General features: G+C 57.8%; 15 protein-coding genes and 2 tRNA genes. 16 read left to right on the forward strand and 1 reads right to left on the reverse strand.

Annotated elements, in window-relative coordinates:
* The first annotated feature begins 2 nt into the window (after window positions 1-2).
* The gene (gene greA / locus RS887_RS13495) at window positions 3-479 is read left to right on the forward strand and encodes a transcription elongation factor GreA (protein WP_322615922.1); all 477 of its coding nucleotides are present in this window, start codon (window positions 3-5) and stop codon (window positions 477-479) included.
* Window positions 480-507: 28 nt separating this feature from the next.
* Entirely contained in the window at window positions 508-912 is a 405-nt protein-coding gene (locus RS887_RS13500) for an MFS transporter (RefSeq protein ID WP_322615923.1), read from the forward strand.
* A 9-nt stretch (window positions 913-921) separates the two neighbouring features.
* Here the strand turns inward: RS887_RS13500 and RS887_RS13505 are convergent, their stop codons facing one another.
* Entirely contained in the window at window positions 922-1230 is a 309-nt protein-coding gene (locus RS887_RS13505; RefSeq protein ID WP_007942889.1) for a YhbY family RNA-binding protein, read from the reverse strand.
* A 105-nt stretch (window positions 1231-1335) separates the two neighbouring features.
* On the opposite strand from RS887_RS13505, the gene rlmE reads away from it, so the two are divergent.
* The 14 genes from rlmE (at window position 1336) to rpsO (ending at window position 14344) form a co-directional block, all read left to right on the forward strand.
* Window positions 1336-1968 (forward strand): 23S rRNA (uridine(2552)-2'-O)-methyltransferase RlmE, encoded by a 633-nt coding sequence (gene rlmE, locus RS887_RS13510; protein ID WP_095942403.1) that lies wholly within the window; start codon window positions 1336-1338, stop codon window positions 1966-1968.
* Between the two features lie 199 nt (window positions 1969-2167).
* Window positions 2168-4078, forward strand: coding sequence for an ATP-dependent zinc metalloprotease FtsH (ftsH, locus tag RS887_RS13515; protein WP_322615764.1), 1911 nt, complete (start codon window positions 2168-2170; stop codon window positions 4076-4078).
* 8 nt (window positions 4079-4086) lie between these two features.
* The gene (gene folP, locus RS887_RS13520) at window positions 4087-4938 is read left to right on the forward strand and encodes a dihydropteroate synthase (protein WP_322615765.1); all 852 of its coding nucleotides are present in this window, start codon (window positions 4087-4089) and stop codon (window positions 4936-4938) included.
* A gap of 16 nt (window positions 4939-4954) precedes the next feature.
* Window positions 4955-6292 carry a phosphoglucosamine mutase gene (glmM, locus tag RS887_RS13525; protein ID WP_322615766.1) on the forward strand — a complete coding sequence of 446 codons (1338 nt, stop codon included), beginning with the start codon at window positions 4955-4957 and terminating at the stop codon, window positions 6290-6292.
* 66 nt (window positions 6293-6358) lie between these two features.
* Entirely contained in the window at window positions 6359-7114 is a 756-nt protein-coding gene (tpiA, locus tag RS887_RS13530) for a triose-phosphate isomerase (RefSeq protein WP_008018782.1), read from the forward strand.
* Window positions 7115-7118: 4 nt separating this feature from the next.
* Window positions 7119-7502 (forward strand): preprotein translocase subunit SecG, encoded by a 384-nt coding sequence (gene secG, locus RS887_RS13535; RefSeq protein ID WP_057398830.1) that lies wholly within the window; start codon window positions 7119-7121, stop codon window positions 7500-7502.
* Between the two features lie 22 nt (window positions 7503-7524).
* Window positions 7525-7610: transfer RNA gene (locus RS887_RS13540), tRNA-Leu, on the forward strand.
* Window positions 7611-7707: 97 nt separating this feature from the next.
* Window positions 7708-7784, forward strand: a tRNA-Met gene (locus RS887_RS13545).
* A 138-nt stretch (window positions 7785-7922) separates the two neighbouring features.
* Window positions 7923-8381: a ribosome maturation factor RimP gene (gene rimP / locus RS887_RS13550; protein ID WP_007973115.1), complete on the forward strand. Its 459-nt coding sequence runs from the start codon at window positions 7923-7925 to the stop codon at window positions 8379-8381.
* Window positions 8382-8440: 59 nt separating this feature from the next.
* On the forward strand, window positions 8441-9922 hold the full coding sequence (gene nusA / locus RS887_RS13555; protein ID WP_007988680.1) for a transcription termination factor NusA: 1482 nt from the start codon (window positions 8441-8443) through the stop codon (window positions 9920-9922).
* 27 nt (window positions 9923-9949) lie between these two features.
* Window positions 9950-12475 carry a translation initiation factor IF-2 gene (gene infB / locus RS887_RS13560; RefSeq protein WP_322615767.1) on the forward strand — a complete coding sequence of 842 codons (2526 nt, stop codon included), beginning with the start codon at window positions 9950-9952 and terminating at the stop codon, window positions 12473-12475.
* A gap of 159 nt (window positions 12476-12634) precedes the next feature.
* Window positions 12635-13036: a 30S ribosome-binding factor RbfA gene (rbfA, locus tag RS887_RS13565; protein WP_007973108.1), complete on the forward strand. Its 402-nt coding sequence runs from the start codon at window positions 12635-12637 to the stop codon at window positions 13034-13036.
* A 3-nt stretch (window positions 13037-13039) separates the two neighbouring features.
* Window positions 13040-13957 (forward strand): tRNA pseudouridine(55) synthase TruB, encoded by a 918-nt coding sequence (truB, locus tag RS887_RS13570; protein WP_008018780.1) that lies wholly within the window; start codon window positions 13040-13042, stop codon window positions 13955-13957.
* Between the two features lie 117 nt (window positions 13958-14074).
* Entirely contained in the window at window positions 14075-14344 is a 270-nt protein-coding gene (rpsO, locus tag RS887_RS13575; protein ID WP_011332409.1) for a 30S ribosomal protein S15, read from the forward strand.
* The last annotated feature ends 191 nt before the right edge of the window (window positions 14345-14535 follow it).

The raw sequence follows: 14535 nt of genomic DNA on the forward strand, positions 1-14535 counted from the left end.
GCATAACGAAGTACCCAATGACCGTTCAGGGCGCTCGCGCCCTGGAAGAAGAGCACATTCACCTGACCAAGGTCGTTCGTCCGAAGCTCAGCCAGGACATCGGTACGGCCCGCGAGTTGGGTGACTTGAAGGAAAACGCCGAATACCACGCTGCCCGTGAGCAGCAGGGTATGGTCGAGGCGCGGATCCGTGATATCGAAGGCCGCATGCAGAATGCGGTGATCATCGATGTGACGACCATTCCTCACACCGGCAAGGTGATTTTCGGCACAACCGTCGAAATCGCCAATGTCGATACCGATGACAGCGTGACTTACCAGATCGTTGGTGAGGACGAGGCTGACATCAAGCTCGGCAAGATCTCTGTCGGCTCGCCGATTGCCCGCGCCTTGATTGCCAAGGAAGAGGGTGATGTGGTTGCAGTCAAGACGCCTGGCGGCGTTATCGAGTACGAGATTGTCGAAGTTCGCCACGTCTGAAGGCCGGCGTCCGCTTCGTGCGGGCGCCATGCTTTGGCAGCTGACCCAGATGCTGTGGGTCGGCGGCTTGTGGCTGTTGCAAATCGGTCTGTTGCCGGTGCTGGGGCGAATTGGTCTGGCGTCGCTACTGATCGACGAAATCGCGGGCACGCTCAATGCGCTGGTAGTGGGATTCGCTACGGCGTGTTTGATTTTTCAGGCTTTGGTGCTGATTAAGGCCGAGGGCCTTGTCAGTCTATGGTGCGATATTCGCGGGCAACTGCTGTTGATGGCGCTGTGCGCGTGCGCGATGTACTTCGCGGTGCGTTTCGGCTGGCCGGACGCCGTACGTTGGCAGGCATTCAGCTATCTTGTTCTGGGCTTTTGCGGAGTGGTGCTGGTGCTGCAGCCGGTGCCGGGGTGGAGTGGCAGGGTGCGCGAAGCACACCCTTGACCCTTGCCATCACTTGAAGCGATGGACGTTCGACAGCTGCTTGTTGACGCTGAAGTTCTTGCGGTAGATCAGTGCCATCTTGCCGATGACTTGAACCAGATCCGCTTTGCCGACCTTGCAGAGCTCTGCAATGGACGCCAGGCGCGATTCGCGATCGAGGATATTGAGCTTGATCTTGATCAGCTCGTGATCCGCCAAAGCGCGTTCGAGTTCGGCTAACACACCTTCAGTCAAACCATTGTCTGCCACAATCAAAACTGGTTTCAGATGGTGGCCAATGGATTTGTACTGTTTCTTCTGCTCTTGAGTGAGCGGCATAATCTGACCCCTGCGTCTGATCTTGTAAAAAGCGGCGGCCAGTTTACCCGAGCGAGTCCGGGACCGCCCAGTTAATCACGACCCGTTTTATTTCCGAGGTATCCCGTGGCCCGTTCCAAGACAAGCCTTAACTGGCTGAAAGAACATTTCAACGACCCATTCGTCAAAATGGCACAAAAAGACGGGTACCGTTCCCGTGCCAGCTACAAACTGCTGGAGATCCAGGAAAAGGACCGTCTGATTCGTCCAGGCATGAGCGTAATCGACCTTGGTGCGGCCCCCGGTGGGTGGTCTCAGGTGACCAGTCGTCTGATTGGTGGGCAGGGGACGCTGATCGCTTCTGACATTCTGGAAATGGACAGCATCCCGGACGTGACCTTCATTCAGGGCGACTTTACCGAGGATGCCGTGCTGGCTCAGATCCTCGATGCCGTCGGAAATAAGGAAGTAGACCTTGTGATTTCCGACATGGCCCCCAATATGAGTGGATTACCAGCCGTAGACATGCCGCGAGCGATGTTCCTGTGCGAGTTGGCACTGGATCTCTCGACTCGGGTGCTCAAGCCCGGTGGTGATTTTTTGATCAAGATCTTCCAGGGCGAAGGCTTCGACGAGTTCCACAAGAGCGTTCGCCAGCAGTTCGAGAAGGTGCAGATGCGCAAGCCGACCTCGTCGCGCGACCGTTCTCGCGAGCAGTACCTGCTGGGCCGTGGTTTCCGCGGACGCAGTGAGGGTTGAGTGAATATTCGATCGGGGTGATAGGATTTTTGTATTACGCCTTGTCAGAATTAGCGAATATTGTGTAGGAAGTGTTTCACAAAGGGTTACAGACGGCGCCTGCCAAGTCGTAGGTAATGTAGTAAGTTAGGCCGGTGAATATCATGCGAAGCGCGCGCCAGTAGCGGAGCTTGCTTCAGAGGGTAGTTAATTGAACGATATGGCAAAGAATCTGATCCTGTGGTTGATCATCGCGGCTGTCCTGGTGACGGTGATGAACAACTTCTCCAGCCCTAACGAGCCGCAGACCCTCAACTATTCCGACTTCATCCAGCAGGTCAAGGATGGCAAGGTCGAGCGCGTGGCGGTTGATGGCTACGTGATTACCGGCAAACGCAACGATGGCGACAGCTTCAAGACCATCCGTCCGGCGATCCAGGACAACGGCCTGATCGGCGACCTGGTGGATAACCACGTCGTGGTCGAAGGCAAGCAGCCTGAACAGCAAAGCATCTGGACCCAGCTTCTGGTCGCCAGCTTCCCGATCCTCGTGATCATCGCCGTGTTCATGTTCTTCATGCGGCAGATGCAGGGCGGTGCGGGTGGCAAGGGCGGGCCGATGAGCTTCGGTAAAAGCAAGGCGCGCCTGCTTTCCGAAGATCAGGTGAAAACGACCCTGGCTGACGTTGCCGGTTGCGACGAAGCCAAGGAAGAAGTGGGTGAGCTGGTCGAGTTCCTGCGCGATCCGGGCAAATTCCAGCGCCTGGGCGGCCGCATTCCTCGCGGCGTGCTGATGGTCGGTCCTCCGGGTACCGGTAAAACCTTGCTGGCCAAGGCCATTGCAGGCGAAGCCAAAGTACCGTTCTTCACCATTTCCGGTTCCGACTTCGTCGAAATGTTCGTCGGTGTGGGTGCCAGCCGTGTTCGCGATATGTTCGAACAGGCTAAGAAACACGCTCCATGCATCATCTTCATCGACGAAATCGATGCGGTCGGTCGCCATCGTGGTGCCGGCATGGGTGGTGGTCACGACGAGCGCGAACAGACTCTCAACCAATTGCTGGTCGAGATGGACGGCTTCGAAATGAATGACGGCATCATCGTGATTGCTGCGACCAACCGTCCCGATGTGCTGGACCCTGCCTTGCTGCGTCCAGGCCGTTTCGACCGTCAGGTTGTGGTCGGTCTGCCGGACATCCGTGGTCGCGAACAGATTCTCAAGGTTCACATGCGCAAAGTGCCGATGGGCGACGACGTTGCTCCGGCCGTGATCGCTCGTGGTACTCCAGGCTTCTCCGGTGCCGACCTGGCCAACCTGGTGAACGAGGCATCGTTGTTCGCTGCCCGTGCCGGCAAGCGCATCGTCGAGATGAAGGAATTCGAACTGGCGAAAGACAAGATCATGATGGGTGCCGAGCGCAAATCCATGGTCATGTCCGAGAAGGAAAAACAGAACACGGCTTATCACGAAGCGGGCCACGCCATTGTGGGTCGTGTCGTGCCTGAGCATGATCCGGTGTACAAGGTGTCGATCATCCCGCGCGGTCGTGCGTTGGGTGTAACCATGTTCCTGCCGGAAGAGGATCGTTACAGTCTGTCCAAGCGTGCATTGATCAGCCAGATCTGCTCGCTGTACGGCGGTCGTATCGCTGAAGAAATGACCTTGGGCTTCGATGGCGTGACCACCGGTGCTTCCAACGACATCATGCGCGCCAGCCAGATTGCGCGGAACATGGTGACCAAGTGGGGTCTTTCGGAAAAACTTGGCCCGCTGATGTACGCCGAAGAAGAGGGTGAAGTGTTCCTCGGTCGCGGCGGTGGCGGTCAGAATGCAAGCTTCTCTGGTGAGACAGCCAAGCTGATCGACTCCGAAGTGCGCAGCATCATCGATCAGTGCTATGGCACGGCGAAGCAGATTCTCACGGACAACCGTGACAAGCTCGATGCGATGGCCGATGCCTTGATGAAGTACGAAACGATCGATGCCGAGCAGATCGACGACATCATGGCGGGTCGTACACCTCGCGAGCCACGCGACTGGTCGGGTGGCACAGGTACTTCCGGCACCCCTCAGGTGGTGCAGGATGAGCGTCCGGAAACACCGATCGGCGGTCCTGCTGCTGACGTATAAGGTTTGAAATGACTTCTGTTCAGTCCTCGACCCGGTTGCCTTGCGGCAACCGGGTTCTTGATTTGGCCCAGACGCATGTCATGGGTATTCTCAATGTCACTCCTGATTCCTTCTCCGATGGTGGCCAATACAGCCAGCTCGACGCGGCCATGCGCCATGCCGAAGCCATGGTGGCGGCCGGCGCGACGCTGATCGATGTCGGCGGCGAGTCCACCCGCCCCGGTGCCAGGGCGGTATCGCCGCTGGAGGAGCTGGAGCGCGTAGCGCCCATTGTCGAGCGCATCAGTCGCGAGCTTGACGTCATCATCTCGGTCGACACCTCCACGCCAGCCGTCATGCGTGAAACTGCGCGCCTGGGTGCCGGGTTGATCAATGACGTGCGTTCGTTGCGTCGTGACGGTGCGCTGGATGCTGCAGCGGCCACCGGGCTCCCGGTTTGTCTGATGCATATGCTGGGAGAGCCGGGCGATATGCAGGACAATCCACAATATCAGGATGTTACAAGGGAGGTCGGTGACTTTCTCGCCGAGCGCATGGTCCAGTGCTCATTGGCGGGTATTGCAGCCGAGCGGATCATTCTTGATCCCGGCTTTGGCTTCGCGAAAACCTTGCAGCACAATCTGAGTTTGTTCAAGCATATGGAAGCCCTGCATGCCTTGGGGCGGCCCCTGTTGGTCGGGGTTTCGCGAAAGAGCATGATTGGTCAGGCGTTGAATCGTCAGGTGGGAGACCGGCTGTATGGTGGTTTGGCGCTCGCGGCGCTGGCTACAGCGAAAGGTGCGCGTATATTGCGCGTCCATGATGTAGCCGAAACAATGGATGTGGTGCGGATGATTGCCGCAGTGGAATCAGCCGAATAAGAATGATGGAGCACTTATGAGCAAAAAATATTTTGGCACCGATGGTATTCGTGGGCGTGTCGGGGAATACCCGATTACTCCTGATTTCATGCTCAAGCTCGGCTGGGCTGCAGGTATGGCGTTCCGCAAGATGGGCGCCTGCAAGGTCCTGGTAGGCAAGGACACCCGGATCTCCGGCTACATGTTCGAGTCTGCGCTTGAGGCGGGGCTTACCTCCGCTGGTGCCGATGTAATGCTCCTTGGTCCGATGCCGACCCCGGCGATTGCTTACCTGACGCGCACCTTCCATGCCGAGGCTGGCATCGTGATCAGTGCGTCGCACAATCCGCATGATGACAATGGCATCAAGTTCTTCTCCGGCAAAGGCACCAAGCTTCCGGATGAAGTCGAGCTGATGATTGAAGAATTGCTCGATACGCCAATGACCGTGGTGGAATCGAGCAAGATCGGCAAGGTGTCGCGAATCAACGACGCATCAGGACGCTATATCGAATTCTGCAAGAGCAGCGTGCCGACCGGCACCAGTTTCACCGGCCTGAAAATCGTGCTCGATTGCGCTCACGGTGCGACTTACAAAGTGGCGCCGAGTGTGTTCCGCGAGTTGGGCGCCGAAGTCGTTGTGCTGTCGGCACAGCCGAATGGATTGAACATCAACGACAATTGCGGTTCGACCCATATGGGTCCGCTGCAGGCTGCCGTCGTGGCTGAGCAGGCTGATCTGGGTATCGCCTTCGATGGCGATGGTGACCGCGTTCAGATGGTCGATCACACAGGCGCAGTGGTGGATGGCGACGAATTGCTGTTCATCATTGCCCGTGACCTGCATGAGCGCGGCAAGCTGCAGGGCGGCGTGGTCGGAACCCTGATGAGTAATCTGGGGCTGGAGCTGGCCCTGGCTGATCTGGGTATTCCATTCGTGCGTGCCAATGTCGGTGACCGCTATGTCATTGCCGAACTGTTGGAGCGCAACTGGATCGTGGGTGGTGAAAACTCCGGGCACATCGTGTGCTTCAGCCACACCACCACCGGTGATGCAATCATTGCCGCGCTGCAGGTGTTGATTGCATTGCGCACGCGTGAGGAAGGCCTGGCGCAGACCCGGCAGGCGCTGCGCAAGTGCCCTCAGGTGCTGATCAATGTGCGTTTCGGTGGCGGCGCAAGCCCTCTCGATCATCCGTCGGTCAAGGAAGCCAGCGAGCGTGTGACCAAGGCCATGGCCGGTCGGGGGCGTGTGCTGTTGCGCAAGTCCGGAACCGAGCCGCTGGTGCGCGTGATGGTCGAGGGCGAAGATGAAGCACAGGTTCGTGGCTATGCCGAAGAGCTGGCAAAACTGGTTACTGAAGTTTCTGCCTGAATTCGGCTTGCCAGCCATGATTGTGTTGGGTAACATCTGCGCCCACTTTGACCGACGAGGTACAGCATGCGTCGCCCTATGGTAGCTGGTAACTGGAAGATGCACGGTACCCGCGCCAGCGTCGCTGAGCTGATCAACGGCCTTCGTGACCTGGCCTTGCCGGGCAGTGTTGATGTCGCGGTATTCCCGCCTTGCCTGCATATCAATCAAGTGATTGATGGCCTGGAAGGAAAGTCGATTTCGGTCGGCGCGCAGAATTCTGCGGTGGAATCCGGGCAAGGTGCGTTGACCGGTGAAGTTGCACCGAGTCAGTTGGTGGATGCAGGTTGTTCCCTGGTGCTTGTCGGGCACTCCGAACGCCGCCAGATCATGGGCGAGCAGGACGGAATGCTGATCCGCAAGTTCGCAGCGGCACAGGCATGTGGCTTGATTCCGGTGTTGTGCATAGGGGAAACCCTTGAGCAGCGTGAAGCCGGAAAGACTCTTGAGGTTGTCTCGCGTCAGCTGGGCAGTATCATTGAGGAGCTGGGTGTCGGTGCCTTTGCCAAGGCAGTGATCGCTTACGAGCCGGTCTGGGCCATTGGCACCGGACTGACTGCAACGCCACAACAGGCGCAGGATGTGCATGCAGCCATTCGCGCCCAGTTGGCGGCAGAGAATTCTGAAGTCGCGCAAGGTGTGCGGCTTCTATACGGCGGCAGCGTGAAGGCGGCCAATGCGGTCGAACTGTTCGGCATGCCGGATATCGATGGGGGTCTCATTGGTGGGGCTTCCCTGAATGCAGATGAGTTCGGTGCGATCTGTCGCGCCGCGGGAAACTGAAAAAATGCTGGAAACAGTCGTAGTCGTTTTTCATCTGCTGGGTGCATTGGGCGTAGTAGCTCTGGTTTTGCTGCAGCAGGGTAAAGGTGCGGACGCTGGCGCGTCTTTCGGAGCAGGTGCATCAAATACTGTGTTCGGAAGCCAAGGTTCCTCTACCTTTCTTAGTAAGTTTACTGCTATACTTGCCGCAGGTTTTTTCATGACCAGCTTGGGGTTAGGTTACTTTGCTAAAGAGAAGGCTCACCAGCTGACTCAAGCAGGTCTGCCAAATCCAGCGGTACTGGAAGTTCCAAAGCAACAACCGGCTTCTGATGATGTCCCGGTGCTTCAAGAGCAAAAGTCGGCTACTCCAGCGACTGACGTGCCTCCAGCTCAAGAGCAGAAGTAAGAAGGGTTTCAAACGTAGTATTGCCGAGGTGGTGGAATTGGTAGACACGCAACCTTGAGGTGGTTGTGCCCATAGGGTGTAGGGGTTCGAGTCCCCTTCTCGGTACCAATTAGTCAGGAGAGCCCGCTGTTGCGGGCTTTCTTGCAGGTGGAAGGTTACATTGACCCTGTAGGGGATCGGTCGTATACTTCCGCCCCAGCTTTGTCGCGGGGTGGAGCAGTCTGGTAGCTCGTCGGGCTCATAACCCGAAGGTCGTCGGTTCAAATCCGGCCCCCGCAACCAGTTTAAGGAGCCCCTTTTAAGGGGCTTTTTGTTAGCTGGACACTTTCAACGCCGCTATTCGGCGGCGTTTCAAGGATGGGCGTTTAGCCCATTTTTTTATTTTGCATAGCATGCACATACATGCACTAGGGGGTTCAGGTGTCGAGCAAGCTAGAAGAGTTGCAGGCCTTGCTGGCCCCGGTGGTCGTGGCCCTAGGCTATGAATGCTGGGGTATTGAGTTTTCGGCCCAGGGTCGCCACTCAATGTTGCGCGTTTATATCGATAAAGAAGGCGGCGTGCTGGTGGACGATTGCGCCATCGTCAGCCGTCAGATCAGCGGTGTTCTGGATGTTGAAGATCCAATCTCCGTTGAATACACCCTTGAAGTTTCCTCGCCTGGCATGGAACGCCCGCTGTTCACTCTTGAGCAGTTTGCAAAATTTGCCGGTGAACAAGTGAAGATCAAGTTGCGCTCGCCTTTTGAAGGACGACGCAACTTTCAGGGCCTTCTGCGCGGCGTAGAAGAGCAGGATGTCGTGGTGCAGGTAGAAGACCATGAGTTCCTGTTGCCGATCGATATGATCGACAAGGCCAACATTATTCCCAGTTTTGACTGAGGCGTGCCAGATACTGCGGATCCCGCGGATCCAATGGCTTGCGAAAGGCGAGGCGTACGATGAGCAAAGAAGTACTGCTGGTTGTTGAGTCGGTATCCAACGAAAAAGGTGTACCGGCAAACGTTATTTTTGAAGCGCTGGAGTTGGCCCTGGCCACTGCTACCAAAAAGCGTTTCGAAGACGAAGTTGATCTGCGTGTGGAAATCAATCGCCACACGGGTGCATACGAGACATTCCGTCGCTGGACGGTCGTCGAGGAAGCAGACCTGGATGATCCGGCCATCGAAACCTGGCCGAGCAAGGTTGCTGAAACGCACCCTGGCGCCAAGGTCGGTGACGTCGTCGAAGAGAAAATCGAATCCATCGAGTTCGGCCGCATTGCTGCACAGACTGCCAAGCAAGTCATCGTGCAGAAAGTTCGCGAAGCCGAGCGCGCTCAGGTTGTTGACGCTTACCGCGAGCGCCTGGGCGAAATCATCTCCGGCACCGTGAAAAAAGTCACCCGCGACAACGTGATCGTTGATCTGGGCAACAACGCTGAAGCGTTGCTGGCCCGTGAAGACATCATTTCTCGCGAAACTTTCCGGGTTGGCGTGCGCCTGCGTGCGCTGCTCAAGGAAATCCGCACCGAGAACCGCGGCCCGCAGCTGATCCTGTCGCGTACCGCGCCGGAAATGCTGATCGAGTTGTTCCGCATCGAAGTGCCGGAAATTGCCGAAGGCCTGATCGAAGTGATGGCTGCGTCCCGTGATCCGGGTTCGCGCGCCAAGATCGCCGTTCGCTCCAAGGACAAACGCATCGACCCGCAGGGCGCTTGCATCGGTATGCGCGGTTCGCGCGTCCAGGCAGTGTCGGGTGAGTTGGGCGGTGAGCGTGTTGATATCGTTCTGTGGGACGACAACCCGGCTCAGTTCGTGATCAACGCCATGTCCCCGGCCGAGGTTGCGGCAATTATCGTTGACGAAGATGCCCACGCAATGGACATCGCCGTTGGCGCAGACAATCTGGCTCAGGCCATCGGTCGCGGTGGTCAGAACGTGCGTCTGGCCAGCCAGTTGACTGGCTGGACCCTGAACGTGATGACCGAATCGGACATCCAGGCTAAGCAGCAAGCAGAAACCGGCGACATCCTGCGCAACTTCATCGACGAGCTGGAAGTCGACGAAGAGCTGGCTCAGGTGCTGGTTGATGAAGGCTTCACCAGCCTGGAAGAGATTGCCTACGTACCGTTGGAAGAAATGCTCAACATCGACGGCTTTGACGAGGAAATCGTCAACGAGCTTCGCGCTCGTGCCAAGGATCGCTTGTTGACCAAAGCCATCGCTACTGAGGAAAAGCTGGCAGACGCCCATCCGGCCGAAGACCTGCTCTCGCTTGAGGGTATGGACAAGGATTTGGCGATGGAACTGGCGGTGCGCGGCGTAATTACCCGCGAAGACCTGGCCGAGCAGTCTATTGACGACCTGCTCGACATCGACGGCATTGACGATGATCGTGCCGGCAAGTTGATCATGGCCGCCCGAGCCCACTGGTTCGAGTAATTAGGCGCGGCCTGAGGAGAGAAGTGCATGACGCAAGTCACGGTGAAACAACTGGCCGATGAGGTCAAAACACCGGTAGAGCGCCTGTTGCAGCAGATGCGTGAGGCAGGTCTGCCGCACACCGCCGCCGAAGAAAGTGTGACTGACAGTGAGAAGCAATCGTTGCTGACTCACTTGAAAAGCAGCCACAAGGCGAAAGTGGAAGAACCACGCAAGATTACGCTGCAGCGTAAAACCACCAGCACCCTGCGTGTTGCTGGCAGCAAAAGCATCAGCGTTGAAGTCCGCAAGAAGAAAGTCTTCGTACAGCGCAGCCCGGAAGAAATCGAAGCCGAGCGCAAGCGTGAACTGGATGAACGTCGCGCAGTAGAAAATGCTGCACGTCAGAAGGCTGAAGAAGAAGCCAAGCGCCGCGCCGAAGAAGAAGCGCGTCGCCAGCCTGCTGCTGCGCCGACCGCTCCTGCCGAACCTGTTGCAGCGCCTGCTGCGGTTGCCGAGCCTGTGCGCGAAAGCGCTCCGGTTGTTGCGGCTGCCCCGGCTCCTGCGGCGGACACTCGCAAGCGCGACGAACAGCGTCGTCCGGACAAGCCACGTGCCGACGACAACAGTCGTCGCGGTGGCGGCGATGGCGAGCGCAAAAACGCTCCGCATCGTGCTTCGGTCAAGGAAAAGGCGCCTGCTCCACGCGTTGCCCCACGTACTACCGACGAAGAAAGCGATGGCTTCCGTCGTGGTGGTCGCGGCAAGGCCAAGCTGAAGAAGCGCAACGCCCACGGTTTCCAGAGCCCAACCGGCCCTGTCGTGCGCGAAGTGAAGATCGGCGAGACCATCACTGTTGGCGATCTCGCTCAGCAGATGTCGGTCAAGGCTGCTGAAATCATCAAGTTCATGTTCAAACTGGGTACCCCTGCGACCATCAACCAGGTACTGGATCAGGAAACTGCCCAGTTGGTTGCTGAAGAGCTGGGCCACAAAGTGACCCTGGTCAGCGACACCGCCCTGGAAGATTCCCTGGCCGAGTCCCTGAAGTTTGAAGGTGAAGCGGTTTCCCGTGCGCCGGTCGTGACCGTAATGGGCCACGTTGACCACGGTAAGACTTCCCTGCTCGACTACATCCGTCGTGCCAAGGTTGCTGCTGGCGAAGCCGGTGGTATCACCCAGCACATCGGTGCGTACCACGTTGAAACCGACCGTGGCATGGTGACGTTCCTCGACACCCCTGGTCACGCCGCGTTTACCGCGATGCGTGCCCGTGGTGCCAAGGCGACCGACATCGTGATCCTGGTGGTTGCAGCGGACGACGGCGTAATGCCGCAAACCATCGAAGCCGTTCAGCACGCTCAGGCTGCTGGCGTTCCGCTGGTTGTCGCTGTGAACAAGATCGACAAGCCAGGTGCTGATCTCGATCGCATCCGTAGCGAACTGTCGGTACACGGCGTGACGTCGGAAGAGTGGGGTGGTGACACGCCATTCGTACCGGTTTCGGCGAAAATGGGTACTGGCGTCGACGAATTGCTCGAAGCGGTACTGCTGCAAGCCGAGGTCCTGGAACTGACTGCAACTCCGTCGGCTCCTGGCCGTGGTGTCGTGGTTGAATCCCGTCTCGACAAGGGTCGCGGCCCGGTGGCCACCGTTCTGGTTCAGGACGGTACCCTGCGTCAGGGTGACATGGTCCTGGTCGGTTCGAACTATGGCCGCGTTCGCGCCATGCTCGACGAGAACGGCAAGCCAATCAAGGAAGCCGGTCCGGCCATCCCTGTCGAGATCCTCGGCCTGGACGGTACCCCGGACGCTGGCGACGAGATGAGCGTGGTTGCCGACGAGAAGAAAGCCCGTGAAGTGGCTCTGTTCCGTCAAGGCAAGTTCCGCGAAGTCAAACTGGCTCGCGCTCACGCCGGCAAGCTGGAAAACATCTTCGAAAGCATGGGTCAGGAAGAGAAGAAGACGCTTAACATCGTCCTCAAATCCGACGTCCGTGGTTCGCTGGAAGCGTTGAACGGTGCCTTGAACGGCCTGGGTAACGACGAAGTGCAAGTGCGTGTGGTCGGTGGCGGTGTCGGTGGTATCACCGAATCCGACGCCAACCTGGCACTGGCCTCCAACGCTGTACTGTTCGGCTTCAACGTGCGTGCCGATGCCGGCGCGCGCAAGATCGTCGAGCAGGAAGGTCTGGACATGCGTTACTACAACGTGATCTACGACATCATCGAAGACGTCAAGAAAGCCCTGACCGGTATGCTCGGCAGCGATGTTCGCGAGAACATCCTGGGTATCGCCGAAGTGCGTGACGTGTTCCGTTCGCCGAAGTTTGGCGCGATCGCCGGTTGCATGGTTATCGAAGGTGTCGTTCACCGTAACCGTCCAATCCGTGTACTGCGTGAAGACATCGTTATCTTCGAAGGCGAGCTGGAATCCCTGCGCCGCTTCAAGGATGACGCTTCCGAAGTACGTGCCGGCATGGAATGCGGTATCGGCGTGAAGAGCTACAACGACGTCAAGGTCGGTGACAAGATCGAAGTCTTCGAGAAGGTGCAGGTTGCTCGCAGCCTCTGACTCGCGCACTTCAAGAGCCGTGACGGGTAGCCGCATGCAAGTGCGCAGCTCGTCACCAGGACTCTAAACGCAACGCCCGGTCTGGCTTTTGTCAGGCCGGGCGTTTGCCGCTTTCAGACCTCACGGGTTTCACCGTGGGGCAGTAACAGGTAACAATACATGGCAAAAGAATACAGCCGTACCCAACGTATCGGCGATCAGATGCAGCGCGAGCTGGCACAACTGATCCGTCGTGAAGTCAAAGACCCGCGCGTCGGCCTGGTCACCATTACCGCAGTGGAAGTCAGCCGTGACGTCGGTCACGCCAAGATCTTCATCACCGTGATGGGGCAGGACAGCGCCGAAGAAATCGCACAAAGCATCAAGGTGCTGAACTCTGCCGCCGGTTTCCTGCGCATGCAGCTGGCTCGCGAAATGAAGCTGCGCAGCGTTCCACAGCTGCATTTCCACTACGACGAAAGCGTCGTGCGTGGTGCGCATCTGTCGGCATTGATCGAGCGCGCAGTGGCTGAAGACAATCAGCATCCGGTTGCGGCAGAAGCCGAAGACACCAAGGAGTAATCGGTGGCTCAGGTCAAACGTATCCGTCGTAACGTCAGCGGCATTATCCTGCTCGACAAACCGCTGGGGTTTACCTCCAACGCGGCCTTGCAGAAGGTTCGCTGGTTGCTGAACGCCGAAAAGGCAGGTCATACCGGCAGCCTCGATCCCCTGGCTTCCGGCGTGTTGCCGTTGTGCTTCGGCGAGGCGACCAAGTTCTCGCAGTACCTGCTCGACTCCGACAAGGGTTATGAAACCCTGGCGCAGCTGGGCAAGACGACCACCACGGCGGATGCCGAAGGTGAAGTTTTGCAGGAGCGTCCGGTGACCGTTGGTCGCGCCGACATCGAGGCTGTACTGCCGAAATTTCGTGGGCAAATCAGTCAGATACCGCCGATGTACTCGGCACTCAAGCGTGATGGCCAGCCGCTGTACAAGCTGGCTCGTGCAGGCGAAGTAGTGGAGCGCGAACCGCGTTCTGTTACTATTACGCGCTTGGAATTGCTGGCCTTCGAAGGTGATACTGCGCGGCTGGCGGTGGATTGCAGCAAAGGCACCTATATCCGTACGCTGGTGGAGGATATCGGTGAGCAACTCGGTTGTGGCGCTTACGTTGCAGAACTGCGACGTACCCAGGCCGGGCCATTCACCCTGGCGCAGACGGTTACCCTGGAAGAGCTGGAAGCGGTACATGCCGAAGGCGGCAACGAAGCGGTCGATCGCTTCCTGATGCCATCGGACAGCGGCCTGCTGGATTGGCCACTGTTGCAGTTCTCGGAAGCGAGCGCGTTCTACTGGCTCAACGGCCAGCCGGTACGTGCCCCGGATGCGCCGAAGTTCGGCATGGTGCGGGTACAGGATCACAATGGTCGCTTCATCGGTATCGGTGAAGTGAGCGAAGACGGGCGCATCGCGCCACGTCGACTGATTCGGTCAGAATGACCGGACGAGGGTGGCTGTCAACAGGCACGGTCACTACTCATTTATAGATACAGGGATTTGTCCCTGGCCTGTTGAAACTGTTTTTCTGAAACAGTTTCCTGATAAAAGGATTGCCTCATGGCTCTCGACGTTCAAGAAAAAGCTCAAATCGTAGCTGACTACCAGCAAGCCGTTGGTGACACTGGTTCGCCAGAAGTGCAAGTTGCACTGCTGACCGCCAACATCAACAAACTGCAAGGTCACTTCAAGGCCAACGGTAAAGACCACCACTCCCGTCGTGGTCTGATCCGCATGGTTAACCAGCGTCGTAAGCTGCTGGACTACCTGAAAGGCAAGGACGTGAGCCGTTACAGCGCTCTGATCGCTCGCCTGGGTCTGCGTCGCTAATAAGCGATTGCGCTAGAGGTTGGTTGTCTGTCGTGCGTCAGCGGGTTTCCCGCCAGCGCATGGCAGGCTTCCAGCCTCAAGTTTTATCTGGATACCTGCTTTACCTGTGTGAGTGTACTCCGGACAACCGGTCGGGCCGATTCCCGGCGTTGCCCAAGAATTTCGCAAGAAACCAGTTCCCCCAAGAGCCA

The organism is Pseudomonas sp. BIC9C (assembly GCF_034541995.1).
In the GTDB taxonomy this organism is placed as follows: domain Bacteria; phylum Pseudomonadota; class Gammaproteobacteria; order Pseudomonadales; family Pseudomonadaceae; genus Aquipseudomonas; species Aquipseudomonas fluorescens_CC.

What these genes read in the sequence shown, in the direction of transcription:
- RS887_RS13500 (WP_322615923.1), top strand. Translation starts at nt 508, where the DNA reads ATGCTTTGGCAGCTGACCCAGATGCTGTGGGTCGGCGGCTTGTGGCTG.
- RS887_RS13505 (WP_007942889.1), bottom strand. Translation starts at nt 1,230, where the DNA reads ATGCCGCTCACTCAAGAGCAGAAGAAACAGTACAAATCCATTGGCCAC.
- ftsH (WP_322615764.1), top strand. Translation starts at nt 2,168, where the DNA reads ATGGCAAAGAATCTGATCCTGTGGTTGATCATCGCGGCTGTCCTGGTG.
- folP (WP_322615765.1), top strand. Translation starts at nt 4,087, where the DNA reads ATGACTTCTGTTCAGTCCTCGACCCGGTTGCCTTGCGGCAACCGGGTT.
- glmM (WP_322615766.1), top strand. Translation starts at nt 4,955, where the DNA reads ATGAGCAAAAAATATTTTGGCACCGATGGTATTCGTGGGCGTGTCGGG.
- tpiA (WP_008018782.1), top strand. Translation starts at nt 6,359, where the DNA reads ATGCGTCGCCCTATGGTAGCTGGTAACTGGAAGATGCACGGTACCCGC.
- secG (WP_057398830.1), top strand. Translation starts at nt 7,119, where the DNA reads ATGCTGGAAACAGTCGTAGTCGTTTTTCATCTGCTGGGTGCATTGGGC.
- nusA (WP_007988680.1), top strand. Translation starts at nt 8,441, where the DNA reads ATGAGCAAAGAAGTACTGCTGGTTGTTGAGTCGGTATCCAACGAAAAA.
- infB (WP_322615767.1), top strand. Translation starts at nt 9,950, where the DNA reads ATGACGCAAGTCACGGTGAAACAACTGGCCGATGAGGTCAAAACACCG.
- rbfA (WP_007973108.1), top strand. Translation starts at nt 12,635, where the DNA reads ATGGCAAAAGAATACAGCCGTACCCAACGTATCGGCGATCAGATGCAG.
- rpsO (WP_011332409.1), top strand. Translation starts at nt 14,075, where the DNA reads ATGGCTCTCGACGTTCAAGAAAAAGCTCAAATCGTAGCTGACTACCAG.